General features: G+C 63.5%; 23 protein-coding genes. 5 read left to right on the forward strand and 18 right to left on the reverse strand.

The features are described from left to right. Positions 1-2: 2 nt before the first annotated feature. The 3 genes from ileS to murJ all read right to left on the reverse strand — a co-directional run bounded on the left by ileS (position 3) and on the right by murJ (position 5,502). Complete coding sequence (gene ileS, locus GQB00_RS20395; protein ID WP_165857635.1) at positions 3-2,822, reverse strand: isoleucine--tRNA ligase; 2,820 nt, start codon at positions 2,820-2,822, stop codon at positions 3-5. Between the two features lie 54 nt (positions 2,823-2,876). Further along, on the reverse strand, positions 2,877-3,827 hold the full coding sequence (gene ribF / locus GQB00_RS20400) for a bifunctional riboflavin kinase/FAD synthetase (RefSeq protein WP_165857636.1): 951 nt from the start codon (positions 3,825-3,827) through the stop codon (positions 2,877-2,879). Positions 3,828-3,921: 94 nt separating this feature from the next. Continuing rightward, the gene (murJ, locus tag GQB00_RS20405; protein WP_165857637.1) at positions 3,922-5,502 is read right to left on the reverse strand and encodes a murein biosynthesis integral membrane protein MurJ; all 1,581 of its coding nucleotides are present in this window, start codon (positions 5,500-5,502) and stop codon (positions 3,922-3,924) included. A gap of 237 nt (positions 5,503-5,739) precedes the next feature. On the opposite strand from murJ, the gene rpsT reads away from it, so the two are divergent. Next, positions 5,740-6,009, forward strand: coding sequence for a 30S ribosomal protein S20 (rpsT, locus tag GQB00_RS20410; protein ID WP_111498188.1), 270 nt, complete (start codon positions 5,740-5,742; stop codon positions 6,007-6,009). An 85-nt stretch (positions 6,010-6,094) separates the two neighbouring features. On the opposite strand, the gene proB is transcribed toward rpsT, so the two are convergent. The 4 genes from proB to rplU all read right to left on the reverse strand — a co-directional run bounded on the left by proB (position 6,095) and on the right by rplU (position 9,230). Next, positions 6,095-7,219 carry a glutamate 5-kinase gene (gene proB, locus GQB00_RS20415; RefSeq protein ID WP_165857638.1) on the reverse strand — a complete coding sequence of 375 codons (1,125 nt, stop codon included), beginning with the start codon at positions 7,217-7,219 and terminating at the stop codon, positions 6,095-6,097. Between the two features lie 78 nt (positions 7,220-7,297). Next, positions 7,298-8,491: an Obg family GTPase CgtA gene (gene cgtA / locus GQB00_RS20420; protein ID WP_165857639.1), complete on the reverse strand. Its 1,194-nt coding sequence runs from the start codon at positions 8,489-8,491 to the stop codon at positions 7,298-7,300. Positions 8,492-8,626: 135 nt separating this feature from the next. Beyond that, on the reverse strand, positions 8,627-8,887 hold the full coding sequence (rpmA, locus tag GQB00_RS20425) for a 50S ribosomal protein L27 (protein WP_111498191.1): 261 nt from the start codon (positions 8,885-8,887) through the stop codon (positions 8,627-8,629). A gap of 31 nt (positions 8,888-8,918) precedes the next feature. Further along, positions 8,919-9,230, reverse strand: a complete 312-nt coding sequence (gene rplU, locus GQB00_RS20430) for a 50S ribosomal protein L21 (protein WP_111498192.1) — start codon at positions 9,228-9,230, stop codon at positions 8,919-8,921. A gap of 309 nt (positions 9,231-9,539) precedes the next feature. Here rplU and ispB point away from each other — a divergent pair, with 309 nt between their 5' ends. Beyond that, entirely contained in the window at positions 9,540-10,508 is a 969-nt protein-coding gene (gene ispB / locus GQB00_RS20435) for an octaprenyl diphosphate synthase (RefSeq protein WP_165857640.1), read from the forward strand. 14 nt (positions 10,509-10,522) lie between these two features. Here the strand turns inward: ispB and GQB00_RS20440 are convergent, their stop codons facing one another. Next, positions 10,523-11,524 carry a glutathione S-transferase family protein gene (locus GQB00_RS20440; protein WP_165857641.1) on the reverse strand — a complete coding sequence of 334 codons (1,002 nt, stop codon included), beginning with the start codon at positions 11,522-11,524 and terminating at the stop codon, positions 10,523-10,525. 138 nt (positions 11,525-11,662) lie between these two features. On the opposite strand from GQB00_RS20440, the gene GQB00_RS20445 reads away from it, so the two are divergent. Next, on the forward strand, positions 11,663-12,604 hold the full coding sequence (locus tag GQB00_RS20445) for a LysR family transcriptional regulator (protein WP_165857642.1): 942 nt from the start codon (positions 11,663-11,665) through the stop codon (positions 12,602-12,604). A 134-nt stretch (positions 12,605-12,738) separates the two neighbouring features. Then, entirely contained in the window at positions 12,739-14,277 is a 1,539-nt protein-coding gene (locus GQB00_RS20450) for a WS/DGAT/MGAT family O-acyltransferase (RefSeq protein ID WP_165857643.1), read from the forward strand. A gap of 74 nt (positions 14,278-14,351) precedes the next feature. On the opposite strand, the gene GQB00_RS20455 is transcribed toward GQB00_RS20450, so the two are convergent. Then, positions 14,352-14,954 (reverse strand): DUF2057 family protein, encoded by a 603-nt coding sequence (locus GQB00_RS20455; RefSeq protein WP_165857644.1) that lies wholly within the window; start codon positions 14,952-14,954, stop codon positions 14,352-14,354. Positions 14,955-15,012: 58 nt separating this feature from the next. Beyond that, entirely contained in the window at positions 15,013-15,324 is a 312-nt protein-coding gene (locus GQB00_RS20460; RefSeq protein ID WP_165857645.1) for a hypothetical protein, read from the reverse strand. 76 nt (positions 15,325-15,400) lie between these two features. Here GQB00_RS20460 and GQB00_RS20465 point away from each other — a divergent pair, with 76 nt between their 5' ends. Beyond that, entirely contained in the window at positions 15,401-15,604 is a 204-nt protein-coding gene (locus tag GQB00_RS20465) for a DUF6316 family protein (protein WP_165857646.1), read from the forward strand. Between the two features lie 12 nt (positions 15,605-15,616). Here GQB00_RS20465 and GQB00_RS20470 read toward each other — a convergent pair whose 3' ends face one another. From GQB00_RS20470 to glyA, 8 genes are all read right to left on the reverse strand, one after another. Continuing rightward, the gene (locus tag GQB00_RS20470) at positions 15,617-16,144 is read right to left on the reverse strand and encodes a phosphatidylglycerophosphatase A (RefSeq protein WP_111498199.1); all 528 of its coding nucleotides are present in this window, start codon (positions 16,142-16,144) and stop codon (positions 15,617-15,619) included. 12 nt (positions 16,145-16,156) lie between these two features. Continuing rightward, a complete protein-coding gene (gene thiL / locus GQB00_RS20475; RefSeq protein ID WP_165857647.1) occupies positions 16,157-17,116 on the reverse strand; it encodes a thiamine-phosphate kinase in 960 nt (319 codons plus the stop codon). A 38-nt stretch (positions 17,117-17,154) separates the two neighbouring features. Next, on the reverse strand, positions 17,155-17,634 hold the full coding sequence (gene nusB, locus GQB00_RS20480) for a transcription antitermination factor NusB (RefSeq protein ID WP_111498332.1): 480 nt from the start codon (positions 17,632-17,634) through the stop codon (positions 17,155-17,157). Beyond that, a complete protein-coding gene (ribE, locus tag GQB00_RS20485; RefSeq protein ID WP_111498201.1) occupies positions 17,634-18,110 on the reverse strand; it encodes a 6,7-dimethyl-8-ribityllumazine synthase in 477 nt (158 codons plus the stop codon). The genes nusB and ribE overlap by 1 nt, the downstream gene beginning before the upstream one ends. 43 nt (positions 18,111-18,153) lie before the next feature. Next, positions 18,154-19,266, reverse strand: coding sequence for a bifunctional 3,4-dihydroxy-2-butanone-4-phosphate synthase/GTP cyclohydrolase II (gene ribBA, locus GQB00_RS20490; RefSeq protein ID WP_111498202.1), 1,113 nt, complete (start codon positions 19,264-19,266; stop codon positions 18,154-18,156). 82 nt (positions 19,267-19,348) lie between these two features. After that, positions 19,349-20,452 (reverse strand): bifunctional diaminohydroxyphosphoribosylaminopyrimidine deaminase/5-amino-6-(5-phosphoribosylamino)uracil reductase RibD, encoded by a 1,104-nt coding sequence (ribD, locus tag GQB00_RS20495; protein WP_111498203.1) that lies wholly within the window; start codon positions 20,450-20,452, stop codon positions 19,349-19,351. A 51-nt stretch (positions 20,453-20,503) separates the two neighbouring features. Further along, positions 20,504-21,022 (reverse strand): transcriptional regulator NrdR, encoded by a 519-nt coding sequence (gene nrdR, locus GQB00_RS20500; protein WP_111498204.1) that lies wholly within the window; start codon positions 21,020-21,022, stop codon positions 20,504-20,506. 60 nt (positions 21,023-21,082) lie between these two features. Further along, entirely contained in the window at positions 21,083-22,339 is a 1,257-nt protein-coding gene (gene glyA / locus GQB00_RS20505; RefSeq protein WP_165857648.1) for a serine hydroxymethyltransferase, read from the reverse strand. Positions 22,340-22,568 lie beyond the last annotated feature (229 nt).

Below are 22,568 nucleotides of genomic sequence, written 5' to 3' on the forward strand. Positions count from 1 at the left end.
CATCAGGCAAACGCCCTGTGTTCACCCTGACCATCGATGTTCTCGATGCAGCGACCACACAGCTTGGGATGCGCCGGATGCTGGCCGACGTCTTCGCGATGGTGCCAGCAGCGGTCGCACTTCTCGTTCGAGCTGGCCGACACGCTAACGCGCAGGCCTTCGTAGGCGGACACTTCCGCCTCGCCCGCTTCGGCCAGCGTCGCCACCCGGGCGCCGGAGGTGATCAGCACGAAGCGCAGTTCTTCACCCAGTGCTTCCAGGTCCGCCTTGAGGTCGCCTTCGCAATAAAGGGTGACTTCCGCACTGAGCGAGCCCTTGATGTCGCCGCGATTACGGGCGTCTTCCAGGCATTTGTTGACCGCTTCCTTGACGCCCTGGATCACGGCCCAGTAATCGCGGCCCATGGTCAGATCGTCCGGCAGCGGCGCGAGCTTGTCGTACCACTCCTCGAGGAACACGCTCTCGCCATGCTCGCCCGGCAGGTGCTGCCAGATCTCGTCGGCGGTGAAGCTGAGGATCGGCGCGATCCAGCGCACCAGCGCCTCGGCCACATGGTACAGGGCGGTCTGGCAGGAACGCCGCGCCAGGCTGTCGGCCTGGGTCGTGTACTGGCGGTCCTTGATGATGTCGAGATAGAAGCCGCCCAGGGTCGCCTCGCAGAAGTTGTAGAGCTTCTGGTAGACCTTGAGGAAGGCGTAGTTCTGGAAATCCTCGTCCAGCGACTGCTGCATCGCCAGCGCCTGATCCACCATCCAGCGGTCCAGGGCCAGCATGTCCTCGGGCGCCACGGCGTGCTGCGCCGGGTCGAAGCCGGTCAGGTTGCTCAGCAGGAAGCGTGCGGTATTGCGGATGCGGCGGTAGCCGTCGGCGGTCTGCTTGAGTATGTCGTTGGAGACCGTCATCTCACCGCTGTAGTCGGTCGCCGCCACCCACAGCCGCAGGATATCGGCGCCCAACTGGTTCATCACCTCCTGCGGCGCGATCACATTGCCCAGGGACTTGGACATCTTGCGGCCCTTGCCGTCCACGGTGAAGCCATGGGTCAGCACCTGGCGATACGGCGCCACGCCGTTGATGGCGATGGAGGTTTTCAGGGACGACTGGAACCAGCCACGATGCTGATCGGAGCCTTCCAGATACATATCGGCCGGGAACTGGCCCAGGTCCTCACGCTTGGACAGGACCGAAGCGTGGGTCACGCCCGAGTCGAACCAGACGTCCAGGGTGTCGGTCACCTTGTCGTAGTGCTCGGCGTCGGACCCCAGCAGGCTGGCCGCGTCCAGGTCGTACCAGGCGTCGATGCCGCCCTCTTCCACCTGTTTGGCGACCGCTTCGATCAGGTCCGGGGTTTCCGGATGCAGCTCCTGGGTTTCCTTGTGGATGAACAGCGCAATGGGCACACCCCAGGTCCGCTGACGCGAGATGCACCAGTCCGGGGACTGCTCCACCATCGCCTCGATCCGGTTCTGGCCCCAGGCCGGCACCCAGCGCACACCCTTGATGGCTTCCAGGGCGCCTTCCTTCAGCCCCTTGGCTTCCATACTGATGAACCACTGCGGCGTGGCGCGGTAGATCAGCGGCGTCTTGGTGCGCCAGCAGTGCGGGTAGCTGTGCTGGAACTTCTCTTTACGCACCAGCTTGCCTTCACGCTCCAGGGCGGCGCAGATCGGATCGTCGGCCTTGTAGACATGCACACCGGCAAATTCGCCGGCCGCACTGGTGTAGGTGCCGTCGGCCTGGACCAGGTTGAGGGTATCGATGCCGTAGACCTTACCCACCTCAAAGTCTTCCATACCGTGGTCCGGCGCCGTATGCACCGCGCCGGTACCGGCGTCGGTGGTCACGTGATCGCCCAGTACCACCGGCACCTGCTTGTCGTAGAACGGGTGTTGCAGCTTCTGACCCTCCAGCGCCGCGCCCTCACAGGTGCCCAGGACCTGGTAATCCTCGATGGACCAGCGGGTCATGATGTCTTCCAGCATATCGCTGGACAGCACCAGGCGCTCGGGGCCGTTGCCGGCATCCACCTGCACCAGCGCGTAGGAGAGTTCGGCGTTGAGCGACACCGCCTGGTTGGCCGGGATGGTCCAGGGCGTGGTGGTCCAGATCACAACGGAGACAGCGCCCTCGCCGCCGGAGACGCCGAACGCCGACAGCACGGCGTCCGGATCGGCGACGGTGAAACGCACGTCGATCTGGGTGGACGTCTTGTCCTGGTATTCGACTTCCGCCTCGGCCAGCGCGGACTGCCCCACGACGCTCCAGTACACCGGCCGGTAACCACGCACCAGGTGGCCGTTGTCGACGATGCGACCCAGCGCCCGGATGATGTCCGCTTCCACCTGCGGGTCCATGGTCAGGTAGGGTTTGTCCCAGGATCCGAACACACCCAGACGGATAAAGTCGGCTTTCTGCCCTTCAATCTGCTTGGCCGCGTAATCCCGACAGGCCTGGCGGAAGGTCTTGTAATCCACCTTCACGCCCGCCTTGCCGATTTCCTGCTCCACCTTGTGTTCGATCGGCAGGCCATGACAGTCCCAGCCCGGCACGTAGGGCGCATCGTAGCCCATGAAGCTGCGGGATTTGACGATCATGTCCTTGAGAATCTTGTTGACCGCATGACCGATATGAATGCTGCCGTTGGCGTACGGAGGACCGTCGTGAAGGATCCAGCGATCCCGGCCCTGACGGGCCTGACGCAGTTTCCCGTAGATATCGGCGTCCTGCCAGCGCTGGAGCATGTCCGGCTCGCGCTTGGCCAGGTTGCCACGCATCGGAAACCCGGTTTCCGGCAGATTCAGGGTGTGCTTGTAATCGCTCATAGTGCTCTATCGGTCAATGGTGAATCATGCAGTTGAAATGCGACTCGGGTGGTTTCAGTGTGCGGCCAGCCAGGTGCGGGCGTCACGGAAATCCTGCTCAATTCGGGCCTTGAGCGCATCAACGGAATCGAACTTGATCTCGTCCCGCAGCGGATGGCGGAAAACCACCCGCATATGCTGGCCATACAGTGTGCCAGTAAAGTCCAGAAGGTGCACTTCCAGGGACGGCTGGCGGCCGTCAACGGTGGGCCTCAGGCCGATGTTGGCAACGCCGTCTAACGCGCGCCCGTCTTCCAGCTCGGCGCGCACCACGTAGACACCGCGCAGGGCCGCGAGCCGTTGCAGGTTGATGTTCGCGGTGGGCGCACCAATCTGGCGCCCCAACTGGCGCCCGTACACCACCCGGCCGCCGATCGCGTAGGGCCGGCCCAACAGGTCCGAGGCCTCGCGCAGGCGATTGGCCTGCAGCGCCTGGCGTACCCGGGTACTGCTGACGCGCTCGCCCCGGACTTCCACGGTACGCGTACTTTCCACGCTGTACCCTTCCTGCTGCCCGACGCGCTCCAGCAGCTCGAAATCGCCGGCACGGTCGCAGCCGAACCGGAAATCGTCGCCGATCACCAGATGACGCACGCCCAGGCCATCGATCAGGATGTCCTCGATGAACCCCATCCCGGAATACTGACGAAACTGTTCATCGAAACGGACACACAGCACCACGTCGACGCCTTCCTCACGCAGGGCTTCCATTTTCTGGCGAAAGCCGGTCAGGCGCGGCGGCGCTTCGTTACCCTGGAAGAACTCGCGGGGCTGGGGTTCGAACACCATCACCAGGCTGGGCACACCCAGATCGCGGGCGCGGGTCTTTACCTGCTCGATGATGGTCCGGTGGCCGACGTGCACCCCGTCGAAATTGCCGATGGTGGCCACACAACCGTTCCTCAACGGTGAATCGGCCCGGGCCTTGAGTCTTCTCAGGTTGGAGAGGCCTCTGATGAGACGCATGAACTACGCACCTTTGGCGGGTCTTGGTGATAAAACACGCGATTATAAACGATCTGGCGCAGCGGGATAAGATGCGCCATACCGAGGCATGGACCTATTTCAGCCGGAAGTGACGCAAGCGCACACCGGCCAGCACCAGCACCAGGAAGTAAACCGCCGCGCCGGCCACCACCAACAACGCCATCTGCTGCGCCCGCTGCAGCCCACTCATGGCCAGCCACTGATCGACCGGGCTGTTCAGCCAGAAGACCACCAGCGCCAGGGCGCCATTGGCCACCAGCAACTGCAGCAGGAAGCGCCACCAACGGGCCTGCACCTGCCAGGCCTTCTCCCGGCGCAGCCCGCGCCACAGCAGGGTTGCGTTGAGCCAGGCCGACAGCGACGTCGCCAGCGCAAGTCCCGCGTGGGCCAGCGGCAGCACCAGCGCCAGATTGAAAACCATATTCGCCACCATCGCGATGACCCCGATCTTCACCGGCGTGCGCGTGTCCTGACGGGCGAAGAATCCCGGGGCCAGCACCTTGATCAGCATGAACGCCAGCAGGCCCGCGGAATAGGCTCGCAGACTCTGGGCCGACATCACCACATCGCGCCCGGTCACCTCACCGTAGTGGAACAGCGTGGCTATCAGCGGCTCCGCCAGCATCGCCAGCGCCAGCGCCGCGGGCGCACCAATCAGCAGGACGGCACGAATCGCCCAGTCAACGGTGCGGGCGAACTGATCCGGCGCCTCCGCCGCGTGCTTGCGCGACAGGTTGGGCAGGATGACGGTGCCGATCGCCACGCCGAACACCCCCAGCGGCAACTCGGACAGGCGGTCGGAGTAATACAGCCAGGACACGCTGCCGGTTTGCAGGAACGAGGCCAGCACCGTGTCCAGCAGCAGATTGATCTGGCTGACCGAGACGCCAAACAGCGCCGGCGCCATCAGCCTGAGCACGCGCCGCACGCCTTCGTGGCGATAATCCACCCGCGGTCTGGGCAACAGCCCGAGACGCATCAGGAACGGCAGCTGGAAGAACAGCTGCAGCGCCCCGGCGATGAAGACGCCCCAGGCCAGTGCCATCACCTTCGTTTCCATCAGCGGCGACAGGAAAATCGCCGCGCCGATCATCGCCAGATTAAGCAGGACCGGCGTGAAGGCCGGCACGGCAAAGCGGTCGTAGCTGTTGAGGATCGCCCCGGCAAAGGCGGTCAGCGAAATCAGTAACAGATAGGGAAAGGTAATGCGCAGCATGTCGCTGGCCAGGGCGAATTTTTCAGGCTCGTCAATAAACCCGGGCGCAAACACCATGGTCAGCACCGGCGAACCGAGCATCGCCACCAGCGTCACCCCCAGCAGCACCAGACCCAGGCTGCCCGCTACGGCATTGACCAGCTGGCGCACGGCGCCGATCGCTTCTTTCTCCCGATAGGACGAAAGCACCGGCACGAACGCCTGGGAAAACGCACCCTCGGCAAACAGGCGACGCAGGAAATTGGGAATCTTGAAGGCGACGAAGAACGCATCCGCCCCGGCGCCGGCGCCAAAGTAGCGGGCAATCACCATGTCCCGCACCAGCCCCAACACCCGGGACAACATGGTCATGACACCGACGACGCCGGAAGAGCGCAGCAGACCGGGCGCTTTGGGAGCAGACTCCTTGGAAACCTTCTGGGCTGGCTCGGACGCCATCAATGCACTTCCTTTTCGCACGGAATCATGGGACGCTGACGACCTCTGGACGGCCCCTTTCAGGGCCTCCGACCGCCGGCGCACGGCAGTCTACCACAGCCCCGCGCGACGGGGATTTGAGGGGGATTTCACTTGACATCACGCCCCTTAAACGGCATAGTTCCGCGTCATTTATTTTGAGGCGCTGATTGTTGGCGCGCCCGTTATTGTTCAGAAACGAATTTCAGGAGTTATACGGTGGCAAACTCTCCCCAAGCCCGTAAGCGCGCTCGTCAGAACGAGAACAACCGCAAGCACAACGCTAGCCTGCGTTCCATGTCGCGCACCTACGTGAAGAAAGTACAAAGCAAGATCGAAGCTGGCAACTACGAAGAAGCCCAGGCGGCCTTCACGTCTGCCCAGCCGATTCTCGACAGCATGGTCAACAAGGGCATCTACACCAAGAACAAGGTGGCCCGCCTGAAGAGCCGCATGTCGACCAAGATCAAAGCCCTGAAAAGCGCCTGATCCTGCAGTCTGAAAAAACCGGCCAATGGCCGGTTTTTTTATGCCTGAAATTCAGTGGCGCGACCTTACGCCACGCGATGTCAGATCACACAATGACCAGATTATCCCGGTGGATAACCTCCTCGTCGGACACGTAGCCCAGCACTTCGGTGATCCGGTCACTGGAACGCCCGGCAATCGCCCGGGCCTCATCCGCGTCGTAATTCACCAGGCCACGAGCCACTTCGCGCCCCGCCTCGTCAACGCAGGACACCATTTCGCCCCGCCGGAACTGGCCGGAAATGGAACGCACCCCTACCGGCAACAGGCTGCGCCCACCCTTGCACAGCACCCGCACCGCACCGGCGTCCAGGACCAGTTGCCCGCGGGTTTTCAGATGACTCGCCAGCCATTGTTTGCGCGCCGCCAGACGCTCCTGCTCGGGCAACAACAGCGTGCCCAGCGCCTCCCCGTCGCGCAAGCGCTGCACCACGGATTCGAGACGACCTCCCACGATCACGGTAAAGGCACCGGAGCGCGCCGCCAAACGCGCCGCGCGGACCTTGGTCTGCATACCGCCACGCCCCAGCATGCCCGCCCCGCCGGCCGCCATGGCATCCAACTCGCCGTCGCTGGCCAGGCCCTCATCCACCAACTGCGCATCGGGATGCTTGCGGGGATCCCGGTCGAACAGGCCATCCTGGTCGGTGAGGATGACCAGGCCATCGGCTTCGACCAGGTTCGCCACCAGCGCACCAAGCGTATCGTTGTCGCCAAAACGGATCTCGTCGGTGACCACCGTGTCGTTCTCGTTAACGATGGGAATCACCCCCAGATCCAGCAGGGTTCGCAGCGTGCTGCGTGCATTGAGATAGCGCTTGCGGTCGGACAGGTCGTCGTGAGTCAGGAGGATCTGGGCGGAGTGCAAATCGTGGCGCTTGAACTGGGCCTCCCAGGTCTGGACCAACCCCATCTGCCCAACGGCGGCGGCGGCCTGGAGCTCATGCAGGTGCTGCGGACGGGCCGACCACCCCAGCCGGCTCATCCCCTCGGCCACGGAACCGGAGGAAACCAGCACCACTTCGACGCCACTGAGGATCAGAGCGGCCATCTGGTCGACCCAACCGGCCAGCGCCGGTACGTCCAGACCCCGGCCATCGTTGGTCAGCAGGGCGCTGCCAATTTTCACCACCAGGCGCCGGGCGCCCCCAATCCGTCGACGTTCTGACATAGCCTACCTGCCTACTCCCCAAACCTGGCGGTCATTACCGGCCGCCCGACTGACGGACGGCCACCTGCTTGGCGCCATTTACTCCGGCGCGTACACCACCTCGACGCCGTCATCATCATCGTCGTCGTCATCGAAGTCGTCGTTCTCGCGATCGGCACGACGGGCGGCCTTGATCGCCTCGATCTGCTCACGCGCCTCGTCATCCATCTGCCGGCGCAATTCCGCTTCACGCTCGGCCAACTCCGGGTTGTCCGCCTCTTCCTCGGCACGCCGCTCGATCCAGCGCATCACCGCCTGACACAACGGCTTGGTACCTTCACCACTCAACGCCGAAACACGGAACACCGGGCCCTCCCAGCCCAACTCGTCGACGATCGACTGGCACACGGATTCGCGCTCGTCTTCCGGCAGCACGTCCACCTTGTTGAACACCAGCCAGCGCTCGCGACCGGCCAGGGTTTCGCTGAACTTTTCCAGCTCGCCGGCAATGGCTCGCACACTCTCAACCGGTGACGTACCGTCATAAGGTGCCACGTCCACCATGTGCAGGAGCAAGCGTGTGCGCACCAGATGCTTGAGGAAGCGGATGCCCAGGCCCGCGCCTTCGGCCGCCCCCTCGATCAGACCGGGGATATCGGCCACCACGAAACTCTGGTGGGCCTGCACACTGACCACACCCAGATTGGGCACCAGCGTGGTAAAGGGATAGTTCGCCACCTTGGGACGCGCTGCCGACACCGCACGGATGAACGTGGACTTGCCGGCATTGGGCAGCCCCAGCAGCCCCACGTCCGCCAAGACCTTCAGTTCCAGACGCAGGTTACGCACCTCGCCCGGGGTACCGTTGGTGGTCTGACGCGGCGCCCGGTTGACCGAGGACTTGAAGCGGGTATTGCCCAGTCCGTGGAAACCACCCTGAGCCACTTTCAGGCGCTCACCGGCGCGGGTCAGATCGCCCAGCACTTCGTGGGTATCCATGTCGACCACGGTCGTCCCCACCGGCACTGACAGTACCAGCTCTTCGCCCTTGCGACCGGAACAGTTCCGCCCGGCACCGCCCTCGCCGGACTGCGCCTTGTAGGAGCGCTGGAAACGGTAGTCCACCAGGGTATTGAGGGCCGAATCGGCCTCCAGGTACACCGATCCGCCATCGCCGCCATCACCGCCATCGGGACCGCCTTTGGGCACGTATTTTTCGCGGCGAAAACTCAGGCAGCCGTGACCGCCGTTGCCCGCCTGGACCCGAATGGTCGCCTCATCTACAAATTTCATGATTCCCGCCCGTCTGGAGTGAATGCACAGCCATTATAAAGAAAACCGGATAACCCATACGAAAAAGCCCCGCAGGCTTGAAGCAAGCTTGCGGGGCTTTTTGTAACCGCTTTCGCCTGGTAAGCGTCGAGCCCCTTACTGGGCTGGAACGATGCTCACGAACTTGCGGTTTTCCGGACCTTTGGTCTCGAACTTGACAACACCGTCCGCCTTGGCGAACAGCGTGTGGTCGCGACCCAGGCCGACGTTGACACCAGCGTGGAAACGGGTGCCACGCTGACGCACGATGATGCTGCCGGCGCTGACGGACTGACCACCGAAGCTCTTGACCCCAAGTCGTTTCGACTCGGAATCGCGACCGTTACGGGTACTACCTGCTGCCTTTTTATGAGCCATGACTAGCCTCCTTTAATGGGGTTTCAGAGCCTCAGCCCTTGATACCCGTGATCTTGACCTCAGTGAACCACTGGCGGTGGCCCTGACGCTTCATGCTGTGCTTGCGACGACGGAACTTGATGATGTTCACCTTGTCGCCGCGACCGTGACGAACCACTTCCGCGCTGACGGTTGCACCGTCAACCACCGGCTCACCCACTTTGACGCTGTCGCCATCGGCAACCAGAAGGACGCGGTCGAATTCGACGTTGCTTCCGGTTTCAACTTCGATCTTTTCCAGCTTCAGGACATCGCCTTCAGCGACGCGGTGCTGCTTGCCACCGCTGACAATAACTGCGTACATGGTCTTCTCCGCTTGTCGGCCGCCCCGATAACTGACGGGGCCGCGATTGACCCATCCCTGCTCTTGAATCCACCTGGTTCTAAGGGAAGCGCTTCGGCAACCCTATAGCAGGGAGCGCAGGTTGGGATGAGTTAGGGCGCGCAATTGTACGAAAACCAGCCGCCGGTGACAAGCACTCTTCGCACGTAATCGCCCCATTGGGCCAACAACGCCATCCAGCCCGAAGCCGATGGGCCGCTCAAGTTGACAGTCCCCGGAGCAAAACCTAGCATTGCCGCGTTCTCCCTCCTTTCAGACCGGATCATCTGCATGACAGCGCAGCGTATCTACGACACCGTCGCGGACGACTTTTCCCGCGTCAACGACCTCATCAGGCACCGCCTTTCCTCGGATGTTCCCCTTGTCGAAAAGATTGCCCAGTACATCGTGGAGAGTGGCGGCAAGCGGTTGCGCCCGCTGCTGGTCCTGCTTTCCGCCAGGGCCCTGGACTACGGCCAGGACAACCACCTGAAGCTGGCCGCGGTTATCGAATTCCTGCACACGGCGACGTTGCTGCACGACGACGTGGTGGACACGTCCGACCTGCGTCGCGGCAAGGCGACGGCCAACGCCCGCTGGGGCAACGCACCCAGCGTGCTGGTGGGCGACTACCTCTACGCCCGCGCCTTCCAGATGATGGTCGAGCTCGACAGCATGCGCATCATGGACATCCTGTCCAACGCCACGGCGGTGATTGCCGAGGGCGAAGTCCTGCAGTTGATGAACACCCGCAATCCGGACGTCTCGGAAAGTCACTACATGACGGTCATCCACAACAAGACCGCCATGCTGTTCGAGGCCGCCTCCCATACCGGCGCCCTGCTGGCCGGCGCCACGGAGGAACAGGAAGAGAACCTGAAAGCCTACGGCAAGCACCTGGGCATGGCGTTCCAACTGGTGGACGACGTGCTCGACTACCGGGGCGACGCCGCCGAAATGGGCAAGAACGTCGGTGACGACCTGGCCGAGGGAAAACCCACCCTGCCGCTGATCCATGCCATGGCCAATGCGCCGGAAGCCGACGCGCAGCTGATCCGCCAGGCGATTCGCAAGGGTGGTCTGGACGATCTGTCGCGCATTATCGAGATCGTCGAGACCTCCGGCGCGCTGGACTACACCGTTCGGAAAGCCCACGACGAAGCGGCACAGGCCCGCGCCTGCGCCGAGTCGCTGCCCGCGTCGGACCACCGCGACGCGCTGATCCTGCTGACGGAAGTGGCGGTCGCTCGCACCGCCTGAAAATCCGGCCGGCGTCAGAACGCCGGCATCTCTCCCAATGCCTCACGACCGTGGGGCAACTCGAAGTTCAACCGCGGGCCGACGGGCACGATCTGGGTCGGGTTCACGGTCCGCTGACTGACGTAGTAATGCTGCTTGATCTGCTCGATGTCCACCGTCCCGGCGATCCCCGGCACCTGGTACAGGTCCCGCAGGTAGCCGGCCAGGTGGGGGAAGCTCGCCAGGGTCTGGCGGTTACACTTGAAGTGAGCAAAGTAAACCGCGTCGAAACGAACCAGCGTGGTGAACAGGCGCCAGTCGGCTTCCGTCAACCGATTACCCGCCAGTAAACGCGATGACGCCAGCCGCTCGTCCAGCCAGTCCAGTGAATCGAACAGCTCCCCGAAGGCTTTCTCGTAGGCGGCCTGGGACGTGGCGAAGCCCGCCTTGTAAACGCCATTGTTCACGGTGTGGTAGACCCGCTCGTTGACGGCTTCGATCTCGCCCTGCAAGCCGGCGGGATAAAAATCCAGGTCCGATCGTACGCCATCGAGACCATCGAAAGCGCGATTGAACATGCGGATGATCTCGGCCGATTCGTTACTGACGATCGTCTGGCGATGCCTGTCCCAGAGCACAGGCACGGTCACGCGGCCGGTGTAGTCCGGCGCAACTTGCGTGTACACCTCGTGCATAAACCGCTTTCCGTTGATGTCATCCCGATGGTCGCTGGAGTCGGGCCGGAACTCCCAGCCATTGTCCAGCATGTGAGGATGCACCACGCTGACCGAGATATGGCGCCCCAATCCTTTCAGGGCGCGGAATACCAGTGTGCGATGCGCCCAGGGACACGCCATGGAGACATACAGGTGGTAGCGACCCGACTCCGCCGGAAAGCCGCCCTCACCCGTGGGCCCCGGCTCGCCATCGGCCGTCACCCAGTTGCGAAACCGCGCGCTTTCCCGCTCGAACTTGCCGCCGGTTTTCGACGTGTCGTACCACTGGTCGTGCCATTGGCCGTCAATCAGCAATCCCATGGGGCCTCCCGTTTCAATGGATTCGTACTTGGGCTCCGGGAATCGAGTCCGCCCGGCTGGCCCTTTTCCGCAGACTACGATTACACTGACAGGGACTCAAACGATGAATTCTGGCCAACTCCTTCAAACTGACTGAACATGCATAACGCCATCACCATTGATGCCCTCAAAGTCCTGGACGCCATTGAGCGGAAGGGCAGTTTTGCCGGCGCGGCCAGCGAGTTGTTTCGCGTGCCCTCGGCCATCAGCTACACCGTGCAGAAACTGGAAGACGATCTGGGCATCGATATTTTTGACCGGACCGGTCATCGCGCCAGGCTCACCCCCGCCGGGCGCTACCTGCTGGATGAGGGACGCGCCCTGCTGGACGCCACCGATGCCCTGGCCCACGCCACCAAACAGGTGGCACAGGGCTGGGAAACGCGGATCAAGATCGCCGTCAACAGCCTGCTGCCCATGGAAGCACTGTACCCCGCCATTCGCGAGTTCCAGGCGTTGGGCGTGCCGGTGGAAATCCAACTGGTCGAGGAGGTGTTCACAGGAGCCTGGGATGCGCTGCAGTGTCGCCGAGTGGATCTGGTCTTCGGCGCCGACGCCATGAGCCGTCCTGCCGGCCAGTTCATGACCCGTATTCTCGGGCAGATTCCGTTTCGTTATGCCGTGGCGCCGGATCATCCGCTGGCGCGGCATCAGGGCCCGATCAACGAGGAGGTGGTATCGGCCTACCCGGCGGTGGTCGCCGCCGACTCGGCACGCCACCTGCAACCGGGCACGACCGGCATTTTTTCGCGCCAGCGCACCATAACCGTCAGCAACATCGCGCAAAAGATCAGTGCGCAGAAGGCCGGACTGGGAGTAGGCTGGCTACCCGAGCCACTGATCAGAGAATCGCTCGCCAGCGGTGAACTGGTGGAGCTGAATGTGGAGGCCGTGCGCCAGCCAGCCGTCATTCACCTGGCCCGGCATCAGGACAACCAGAACGGCGAACCCAGGTGCCAGGGCAACGCCCTGAAATGGTTCTGGGACAAACTCTCGGAACCGCACCAGTTCAGCCGCTGGATCGATCCACACACCCAATAGCCGAAACAGTTGAGCCCGGAAAGGCCCCAGAAGCCAGAAATCAGGCCGGTATGCGCCTCGACGCTGCCGGACCGGGAACGCACAATGGCCAACGTTCCCCATAGACCCTAGGCTGTTAACGCAGGGAGTCCCAGATGCGGCAGTTGTCCGAATTGGATGCGTCCTTTCTCTACCTGGAATCCGATACCGCGCCCATGCACATCGGAGGGATCTATATTTTCGACGGTCAATCCTGTGACCAGCCGCTGACGTTCAGCCGATTCGTATCTTACCTGCGCAGCCGGCTGCACCTGGTGCCTTTCTTCCGTGAGAAGCTGAAGCAGGTACCACTCCGGCTCGGCGCCCCCTACTGGGTCGACGACGCCAACTTCTCCATCGAACGCCACCTGGCCTACGTCAAGATGGGCGCCCGCAACGACCAGGACAGCCTGCTGGCGCTGGCCTCGCGCATCATGCAGGAGCCGCTCAAGCGCGACCGCCCGCTGTGGCACATTACCTTCGTCGATGGGCTGGCTGCGACCGATGCGGAAACCGGCAATGAATCCGCCAGTGGCTTTGCCCTGATCGTGCGCCTGCACCATGCGGCGATCGATGCCTTCAGCGGCGAGGAAATCATGGGCAAGCTGCTTGAGTACAGCGCCACCCCGGAGCCCATACGTCCACCCCAGCCCTGGTACCCGAAAGCGGCCCCCAGCGAACGGCGCGCCCTGCTGCAGGTGGGAAGCAACCTGGCCCGAAAGCCATTCCGGATCGCCTCGCTGGCTGCCCACGCGGCGGAAGCCGCCACCCGCGGCGTCATCCAGCGCCAACTGAGCAAACTGCCCCTGCCACTCCCGCTGTTCTCGGCCCCCCATTCGCCGTTCAACCGCCAGATCACCGCCAACCGCCAGGTGCTGGGAAAAACGCTGTCTCTGTCGCGGCTCAAGGGCGTCAAGACCAGCATCGGGGATGTCACTCTCAACGACGTGGTACTGGGCCTCTGCGCGGAAGTCCTGCGCCGCTACATAGCGGAGCACGACGGTGACCTCAAACGGCCGCTGGTGGCGATGACCCCGGTGTCGGTGCGTTCGAAAAGCCTGCGCAGCCCCACCGGCAACCAGATGTCGGCGATGCTGCTGAACCTGGCCACCGACATTCCGTGCCCGGCCTCAAGGATACGCCGCATCCACTGGAACGCAGTGGCGTCCGAACCCTACCAGGAAGCCATCGCCGCCGATCGCCTGACGGAACTCGTGCCATCCACCATGCTGGCCCTGTCGGCCCGTCTGTACGGCGAGCTGCAACTGGCCCAGCGCTACCGTCCGGTGTTCAACGTGCCGATCACCAACGTACCCGGCCCCCAGGTACCGATGTATCTGCAGGGCGCCAAGCTGGCGCACCAGTACAACCTGGCGCCGCTGTTCGACAGCATGGGGCTGGTGATCGTCGCGGTCAGCTACGAAGGTCAGCTCACCCTGAACTTCACCCTGTGTCCCGATGTGGTCCCGGACGGCGAACGCCTGGTCGAGCTGGTGGAGGAGAGTCTGCAGGCGATCGAGGAAGCCGCGGAGTCCATGCCGGCCGATCAACCACCGGACCTGCCCGGCGAGGGGCACGGTTCGACGCTGCTGGACGACACCCTCAACCTGATCGAAAGCACGCTGCAGAAATCGATCAAACGGCTGCGAGGATGAGACTCCCTCCCGACCGGCAGACATAAAAAAACCGGGCAAAAGCCCGGTTCTTTCTAATCGCTCAGTCGCTTGGCTTACTGGAACGCCCAGCGCAGGAAATTCTTCTTCTCTTCCTTGGAGGCGCGTTCCCACAGCAGCTTGAGACCCTCAAGTGTGGGCAGTCCCTCGGCGGCCGACGGCACCGCCGGCGCGGAACCAGACGAAGAGGCGGCTGCCGCACCCACAGCGGCTCCGGCCGTTGCTGCAGGCGCAACCGTCTGCGCGGTATCCGATGCCGGTGCCTGCGGTAACTGGGGCAGCTGCGGCTTGGGCGCAACGTAGTCGCCGGACACAGCCACCTGACGGTTCTGCTCGTCCACCACACGAATCTGCATGTTCTGGGCCATCCGCTCGGCTTCACGCTGAGAAGAGGCCTTGGGCACCACAAACTGGTAAGTGCGTCCGGCCTGGGCATTGATCACCACCTGCAGGGGATCGGTCTCGATCACATTGACCTTGGAGCCCTCGTCCTGCGAGGACCTCTGATTCGCCCACACCGTCTTGTAGGTAAACGCCACCGTGTTCTGCCCCGGCAGCAGCTCATAGCGAAGCTCGATATCGTCCATGAGGTAGCTGTTCACCTCCCGGCCATTGACGGAAAGGATCTTGATCGATTCGGGCTTTTCCAGAATCGCCACCTGCCCGGCCTGGGCGGAAGGGCCATCCCAGGTCTGGATACTCCTGAGTGACGAGCTGCTACAGCCCGCCACAACCAAGGCCGTGACCAAAAGCGCAGCCAATTTCAGACACTGCTTGAATCCCTGTCCGTTTTGACCAGAAGACATGAAAACCTCGCGACGATGATTCGGAAATGAGGAGATGGCCGCGGGGATTCGCGGCAACCGATTCGGCATTTTGACGATTGGTCCGGCCGAGCGCAAGGCGTCGTCCCGTCTCGACCATGGCCGACATACTCTGCGAGGCTGTTCGCAACGCTTTGCAATGACGTCGATTTTCAGTTGATTTGCCGTGCGGATCGATTAAATTGAACGCATCGGCATCCAGCAAACCGTTTTGCTCCGGCCTCGACACAACTGCAGCGACACAATAATGACGTGACGAGCCGGTGGCAGGAGACACTGACATGGACACCAGCAATCGCCAGGGAGAACAGGGCCCGGTGCCGTTCCGCAGCAGCCGCTTCTTCTGCGTCAGCGGCGAGTGGTACTTTACCACGCGCGAAGGCTTCGACAGCGGCCCCTTCGCCACCCGCAATCGCGCCGAAACCGGTCTCAAACGCTTCCTTCACGTGGTGCGCCTGCTGCCGGCCCCGGAACGCCTGCACTAGTGTCCCGTCGGGTTACAGGGCGAACGGGATCAGCGTCTTATCCAGCGCGTAGACCAGCGCCATGGCCATGAAGCCGGCGATGACGTCGTCGATCATGATCCCCAGACCGCCAGGCGTGCGATCATCGATCCAATTGATCGGCCAGGGTTTGAGCACATCGAAGAAACGGAAGGCGACGAACGCCAGCAAGACCCCTTCCAGGGTCTGTGGATGCAGACCCAGCACGATCCACATGCCCACGAACTCGTCCCAGACGATCCCGCCGTGGTCGTGCACCTTCAGGTCCCGGGCGGTCTTGCCACACAGCCAGATCCCCACCAGGAAGGCGGCCAGCACCACGCCCCAGTAGGCCACCGGTGGCAACCAGAACAGGATGAAATACAGCGGAATGGCGGCAAGGCTACCCCAGGTGCCGGGCGCGCGATTGATGGCACCGCTGCCAAAGCCGAAGGCCAGCAGGTGCACCGGATCCTTGAGGAAGTGCGGCGGCAGCAGCGGTTCAATCTGTTCCGGTTCCTGCTCGAGGGAGGGATCAGTCATGCATGGCTCCAATCAGTCACCCGGGACTCCAAAATGGTCGTATCCGCCAATTCCGCTGGCAATCGACGTACCGTCGTTGTGGACCTGGACACCCTGCCCCGCAACCATCTCACCGACCCGGGCCAGAGGAACATCAACGGCTGCCTGCAGGGATTGCCAGTGCCGCGGCGGCAGGGTGAAACAGAGTTCGTAGTCGTCGCCGCCGGACAGCGCATGCAACAGCGCCTGTTCGCCGCAGACCTCGCGCAATGACGAAGACAACGGAATGCTCGCCGCGTCGAGATCGGCGCGACAGCCGGAGGCTTGGGCCAGGTGTGCCACGTCCGCCAGCAAGCCGTCGGACACGTCGATGGCCGATGTGGCCAGCCCGCGCAGCGCCGTGCCCAGGGCCAGACGCGGCAACGGTCGATGGTAGCGTGCCAGTAAGTGCTCCTGGGCCAGTGTCGGAGAGGGCTGCTCCAGACACGCCAGCGCACCGGCGGCGTCGCCCAGGCTGCCGGAAACAACGATCAGGTCTCCCGGCGCGGCACCGCTGCGACGCAGCGTCTGCCCCGCCGGCACCGTACCGTGAACCTGCAGGGTCAGCGTCAGCGGCCCGCGTGTGGTATCGCCACCGGCCAGGGCAATCCGGAAATCGTCGCTGGCGCTGGCAAGGCTTTCAGCAAACGCCTCTAGCCAGTGTCGACGGGCTTCCGGCAGCGTCAGGGCCAGCGTGTAGCAGACGGGATCGGCGCCCATGGCGGCCAGGTCACTGACCGCCACGCCCAGCGCCCGGGTCGCCAGATGGCGGGGATCATAATTGGCGGGGAAGTGGACACCTTCCACCAAGGTATCGACGGAGAAAACCAGCTCGCGACCGGGGCCGACCTGCTGGATCGCACAGTCGTCGCCGATGCCGAGCCGGAGGTCGGGGTGCGTGACCGATCGGGCAACGGGTTCGAAAATCTGTCGGATCAGTTCGAATTCGCCCATCGACAACTCCGGCCCGGACCGTCCAGCAACGCCGCCCGCTAGCGCGGACGGGTTTCCGCGAGCCGCAGGCGCCGGCTGAGTTTGTCCAGGAGGCTGTTGACGAACTTGTGGCCCTCGGTGCCGCCAAAACGCTTGGCCAGCTCGATCCCTTCGTTGATCACCACCCGGTATGGCACGTCGATCCGGTGCTTGAGCTCGTAGGTGCCCAGACGCACGATGGCCAGCTCGATCGGGTCCACTTCGCCCAGGGGGCGATCCAGATAGGGCTCGAACGTGCGGTCCAGGTCGTCCTGCTCCCGGTGGACGCCGCGCAACAGATCCCGGAAATAGGCGGAATCCACTTTGGACATGTCGTTGTCCACCATGAACTCCGCTTCGATGGCACTGATGGAGCTCTTGGAGTAATGGCGGTGGTAGAGCGCCTGCATCGCCAGAACGCGGGCGCGGCGCCGTTCACCGGCCTTGGGAGCTCCCGGAGTGGCCGCACCTTCGACCGGAGTACCTTCTTGGTCGCTCATCATTCACCTATCTTCTTGAACAGGCTGACCATCTCCAGCGCGGTGACGGCCGCCTCGGCGCCTTTGTTGCCGGCCTTGGTGCCGGAGCGCTCGATGGCCTGCTCGATGGAGTCCACGGTCAGGACACCGAAGGCCACGGGCACGTTGGTGTCCAGGCTCACCGCGCCCAGACCACTGGAGGCTTCGCCGGCGACATAGTCGAAGTGCGGCGTACCACCGCGAATCACCGCGCCCAGGGCAATGATGGCGTCGTATTCGCCGGTCTCGGCGACACGCTTGACGGCCAGCGGCATCTCGTAGGCACCGGGCACACGCACGACGGTGATATCGTCCTCGGCAATGCCGTAACGACGCAGGGTATCGATCGCCCCGTCCACCAGACTCTCAACGACGAAAGCGTTGAACCGGCCGACGACAAGCGCATAGCGACCACTGCACTGGGTAAAATCCCCTTCCAGCGTCTTGATTCCAGACATCTCTGACTCCTGTTTCCGGACCCGTCTCGACGGACGCCGGCGATTATGGGTTAAACGGTAGATACTCCACCACTTCCAGGTCAAAACCGGAAATGGCGGAGAACTTGATCGGCGCGCTCAGCAGGCGCATCTTGCCCACGCCCAGGTCCCGCAGGATCTGGGACCCGGTACCGACCGTGAAGTAGACACCGGAACTGCCCTTGGCGGCAGGCCGCGCGCCCTCGTCGAAGAATTCGTGGATCCGGTCATCCAGATTGTAGCTGTCCTCGCCGCTGTTCAGGATGACGACCACACCGCGCCCTTCGCTGCCCACCTTTTCCAGGGCGCGATGCAGCGGCCAGCTGTGAGACCCCGTGCGACGGGCGCCCAGCAGGTCACGCAGGGTATCGGTAATATGCACCCGCACCAATACCGGATCATCCTGACCCACGTCACCCATGGTCAGCGCCAGATGAGTGCCGCCGTGGATGGTGTCGCGATACGTACGCAGCCGGAACACGCCATATTCGGTGTCCAGATCATGCTCCTCGATGCACTCGATGGTGCGCTCATGCAGCGTGCGGTAGTGGATCAGGTCGGCGATGGTGCCGATCTTGAGGTCATGCTCGGCGGCGAACGTCTCAAGGTCCTCACGACGGGCCATGGTGCCGTCGTCGTTCATCACCTCACAGATCACACCGGCCGGCTCGGCGCCGGCCAGTGACGCCAGGTCGCAGGACGCCTCGGTGTGCCCGGCCCGGCTGAGCACACCGCCGGGATCGCTCATCAGCGGGAAGATATGACCCGGCTGGACGATGTCGGTGGGTTGGGCATCGCGAGCCACCGCGGCGAGCACCGTACGTGCACGGTCGGCGGCGGAAATACCGGTGGACACACCCTCGGCGGCCTCGATGGAGACGGTGAACTTGGTACCGAAGCCAGAGTCGTTCTGGCGCACCATCAACGGCAGCTGCAACTGCTCGCAGCGCTGGCGTGTCATCGGCATGCAGATCAGGCCGCGGGCGTAACGCGCCATGAAGTTGATCGCCTCGGGCGTGCAGAACTCCGCTGCCATGACGATGTCGCCCTCGTTCTCGCGATCCTCGTCGTCCATCAGGATCACCATCTTGCCCTGACGGATGTCCTCGATGATTTCTTCGATCGTGTTCAGTGCCATAAGACATTGCACCCTTGATTAAAATGACAGGCCGCCCTTCGAATGACCGGCCTCGTCCTGAACTTGCCGCCGCCCGATGCCGTCAGGCGGACGCTGTATCCGGTACCAGTATAAGCCGCTGGTCGTCGCCAACCTGACGGCGATCGAGTACGCGCCAGTGCTTCCGGTCCGCCATCCGGTCGATGGGCAGGGTCACGGTAGGCCGCCCCTCACTGCCAAGGAACACCGGCGCCTGATACAGCCAGAACTCGTCCACCAGGCCTCCGGCCACGAAACTGCCGGCAAGCCGGGGGCCGGCTTCCACCAGCACGTCGTTCACGCCTTCTCCGGCCAGCCATCCACTCAGTGCCGACAACGCCATGCCGCTGTCTTCGACGGGCAATCCGTGCAGGCGTGCACCGGCGGCGGACAGGGCCTCGGCACGGTCGCTGTCGAGCTGCGCCGGATCGCACAGAATCCAGACCTCGCCGGTGCTCAGGATCCGGGCTCCCGGCGGCGTCTTCAGGGACGGGTCCAGGATCACCCGCCGGGGCTGCGCGCCCGGTGCCACTGCGTCGCCCAGCGCCCCCATGTCGTCCGGGCGCACGGTCAGCGAGGGATCGTCCGCCAGCACGGTTCCCACGCCGGTAACAATGGCCCCACTCATCGCCCGCAGGCGCTGGACGTCGCGTCGCGCCGCCGCCCCGGTGACCCACTGGCTTTCACCGGAGGCCATGGCCGTGCGGCCATCCAGGCTGGCGGCCACCTTGACCCGGATGAACGGTCGCTGCCGGCGCATGCGCTGCAGGTATCCCGGGTTCAGCGATTCGGCGGCGTCGGCCAGCACACCTTCGACAACCTCAATGCCGGCCTGGCGCAGGCGCTGCAGCCCTCGCCCCGCCACGGCCGGGTTGGGATCGGTCATGGCCACCACCACCCGGGCGACCCCTGCGGTCGCCAGTGCGTCGGCGCAGGGCGGTGTGCGACCGTGGTGGCTGCAGGGCTCCAGGGTGACGTAAGCGGTCGCGCCCCGCGCCGCATCGCCAGCCGCCTGCAAGGCATACACTTCGGCATGGGGCTCACCGGCCCGTTCGTGACAGCCTTCCCCAACCACCTGGCCGTCACGGGCAATAACGCAACCGACACGGGGATTAGGGTGGGTCGAATAACGGCCTTTCCAGGCCAGGCGGATGGCCCGCGCCATCATCTCGGCGTCGCTCGGGGCCGGGCTCGCTGTTCTACTCAATGGAAGACGCCTTCAGTCCTTGGATTTCGACGGCGCGGTCAGGGCCTTGGCCACATCCACCGGGTCGGCGTTGTCGCCCATGTGCACGGTCAGGCGCTCGATCTCTTCCTTGAATTCGTTGATATCCTGAAAACTGCGGTAGACCGACGCAAAGCGCACAAAGGCCACCTGGTCGAGCTGGCGCAGCTCGGTCATCACTTCCTCGCCCAGCTCCATGGACTTCACTTCCCGCTCGCCGCGGGAACGCAGCCGGAACTTGATCCGGTTCAGCGACGCCTCGATTTCCTCGATGCTGACCGGACGCTTTTCCAGCGCCTTCATGATGCCCGAGCGCAATTTGTCCTCGTCGAAGGGTTGCCGGGTCCCGTCCTGCTTGACGACCCGCGGCAACACCAGTTCCGCCGACTCGAAGGTGGTGAAGCGTTCCTTGCACGACAGGCACTCACGGCGCCGCCGCACCTGGTCGCCATCGGCCACCAGTCGCGAGTCGATCACCTTGGTATCTGCCTCACCGCAAAAAGGACAATGCATGTCGTCCGCTCCCAGACAACGCGGGACGCCTCAACGGCGCCCCGAAAATTTCAGTGGCTATCAGCCGGCGTAGACCGGGAAACGCTCGCACAGCGCCTTGACCTGGCTGCGTACGCGGCTGATGGTTTCCTCGTTTTCCAGATCGTCGAGAATATCGCAGATCCAGCCCGCCAGGTCGCGACACTCGCCTTCGCCGAAACCACGGGTGGTGACCGCCGGGGTACCGATGCGCAGACCGGAGGTGACGAACGGCGAGCGCGGGTCATTCGGGACCGCGTTCTTGTTGACGGTGATGAACGCCTTGCCCAGCGCCGCGTCCGCATCCTTGCCGGTGATGTCCTGCTTGATCAGGCTGAGCAGGAACAGATGGTTCTGGGTACCGCCAGACACCACCTCGTAGCCGCGATCAACGAACACGCTGGCCATGGCCTGGGCGTTCTTGATGACCTGCTGCTGGTAGCTGCGGAATTCGGCGCTCATGGCTTCCTTGAAGCACACCGCCTTGCCGGCGATGACGTGCATCAGCGGGCCGCCCTGGCCGCCCGGGAATACGGCGGAGTTCAGCTTCTTCTGGATGTCTTCGTCGGCGCACGCCAGGATCAGGCCTCCACGCGGACCGCGCAGGGTCTTGTGGGTGGTGGTCGCCACTACGTGGGCGTGGGGCATCGGGTCCGGATAGACGCCGGCGGCCACCAGACCAGCGACGTGGGCCATGTCCACGAACAGGTAGGCACCGACCTTGTCGGCGATTTCGCGGAAACGGGCGAAATCCAGGTGCTGGGAGTAGGCGGAGAAGCCGGCAACGATCATCTTCGGCTTGTGCTCGACCGCCAGGCGCTCCACTTCATCGTAGTCGATCAGGCCGGTTTCCGGGTTCAGGCCATACTGGACCGCCTTGTAGATCTTGCCGGAGAAGTTGACGGAGGCACCGTGGGTCAGGTGACCGCCGTGGGCCAGGCTCATACCCAGCACGGTGTCGCCCGGCTTGACCAGCGCCATGTAGACGGCGCTGTTAGCCTGGGAACCGGAGTGCGGCTGGACGTTGGCGTAAGCGGCGCCGAACAGTTCCTTGGCGCGCTCGATGGCCAGATTCTCGACCACATCGACGTGCTCGCAGCCGCCGTAGTAGCGCTTGCCGGGGTAGCCCTCGGCGTATTTGTTGGTCAGCACACTACCCTGCGCTTCCATGACTCGCGGGCTGGTGTAGTTCTCCGAAGCAATCAGTTCGATGTGCTCTTCCTGGCGCTGGTTCTCGGCCTGGATGGCACTCCAGACATCATCGTCGAAGCCGGCGATTTTCATTTCACGATTAAACATGGATGCGCTGCCCCTGTAATGGCTGATCAGAAATTTGAAGGGCCCGTATTCTAGCCCAGATGGCCCTCCAAAATCATCTTTTAACCCGCATGATACGGGTTTTTCGCGCCCACCGCGCCGGTCCCGCCGAATTGCCAAAGTGACCCGGTTTCGCTACCGTAGGGGGCCTTCAGAATCCGGTCTTACCGGGGTAAATCCAGCGCCTCTCATGAGGCTCCCTAAAGGCCCC

The organism is Marinobacter sp. JSM 1782161, from assembly GCF_011421605.1.
Classification (GTDB): domain Bacteria; phylum Pseudomonadota; class Gammaproteobacteria; order Pseudomonadales; family Oleiphilaceae; genus Marinobacter_A; species Marinobacter_A bohaiensis.

Excerpts from the sequence above, each read along its gene's own strand:
- ileS (WP_165857635.1), bottom strand. The coding sequence starts at position 2,822 with ATGAGCGATTACAAGCACACCCTGAATCTGCCGGAAACCGGGTTTCCG.
- ribF (WP_165857636.1), bottom strand. The coding sequence starts at position 3,827 with ATGCGTCTCATCAGAGGCCTCTCCAACCTGAGAAGACTCAAGGCCCGG.
- murJ (WP_165857637.1), bottom strand. The coding sequence starts at position 5,502 with ATGGCGTCCGAGCCAGCCCAGAAGGTTTCCAAGGAGTCTGCTCCCAAA.
- proB (WP_165857638.1), bottom strand. The coding sequence starts at position 7,219 with ATGTCAGAACGTCGACGGATTGGGGGCGCCCGGCGCCTGGTGGTGAAA.
- cgtA (WP_165857639.1), bottom strand. The coding sequence starts at position 8,491 with ATGAAATTTGTAGATGAGGCGACCATTCGGGTCCAGGCGGGCAACGGC.
- rpmA (WP_111498191.1), bottom strand. The coding sequence starts at position 8,887 with ATGGCTCATAAAAAGGCAGCAGGTAGTACCCGTAACGGTCGCGATTCC.
- rplU (WP_111498192.1), bottom strand. The coding sequence starts at position 9,230 with ATGTACGCAGTTATTGTCAGCGGTGGCAAGCAGCACCGCGTCGCTGAA.
- ispB (WP_165857640.1), top strand. The coding sequence starts at position 9,540 with ATGACAGCGCAGCGTATCTACGACACCGTCGCGGACGACTTTTCCCGC.
- GQB00_RS20440 (WP_165857641.1), bottom strand. The coding sequence starts at position 11,524 with ATGGGATTGCTGATTGACGGCCAATGGCACGACCAGTGGTACGACACG.
- GQB00_RS20445 (WP_165857642.1), top strand. The coding sequence starts at position 11,663 with ATGCATAACGCCATCACCATTGATGCCCTCAAAGTCCTGGACGCCATT.
- GQB00_RS20450 (WP_165857643.1), top strand. The coding sequence starts at position 12,739 with ATGCGGCAGTTGTCCGAATTGGATGCGTCCTTTCTCTACCTGGAATCC.
- GQB00_RS20465 (WP_165857646.1), top strand. The coding sequence starts at position 15,401 with ATGGACACCAGCAATCGCCAGGGAGAACAGGGCCCGGTGCCGTTCCGC.
- GQB00_RS20470 (WP_111498199.1), bottom strand. The coding sequence starts at position 16,144 with ATGACTGATCCCTCCCTCGAGCAGGAACCGGAACAGATTGAACCGCTG.
- thiL (WP_165857647.1), bottom strand. The coding sequence starts at position 17,116 with ATGGGCGAATTCGAACTGATCCGACAGATTTTCGAACCCGTTGCCCGA.
- nusB (WP_111498332.1), bottom strand. The coding sequence starts at position 17,634 with ATGAGCGACCAAGAAGGTACTCCGGTCGAAGGTGCGGCCACTCCGGGA.
- ribE (WP_111498201.1), bottom strand. The coding sequence starts at position 18,110 with ATGTCTGGAATCAAGACGCTGGAAGGGGATTTTACCCAGTGCAGTGGT.
- ribBA (WP_111498202.1), bottom strand. The coding sequence starts at position 19,266 with ATGGCACTGAACACGATCGAAGAAATCATCGAGGACATCCGTCAGGGC.
- ribD (WP_111498203.1), bottom strand. The coding sequence starts at position 20,452 with ATGATGGCGCGGGCCATCCGCCTGGCCTGGAAAGGCCGTTATTCGACC.
- nrdR (WP_111498204.1), bottom strand. The coding sequence starts at position 21,022 with ATGCATTGTCCTTTTTGCGGTGAGGCAGATACCAAGGTGATCGACTCG.
- glyA (WP_165857648.1), bottom strand. The coding sequence starts at position 22,339 with ATGTTTAATCGTGAAATGAAAATCGCCGGCTTCGACGATGATGTCTGG.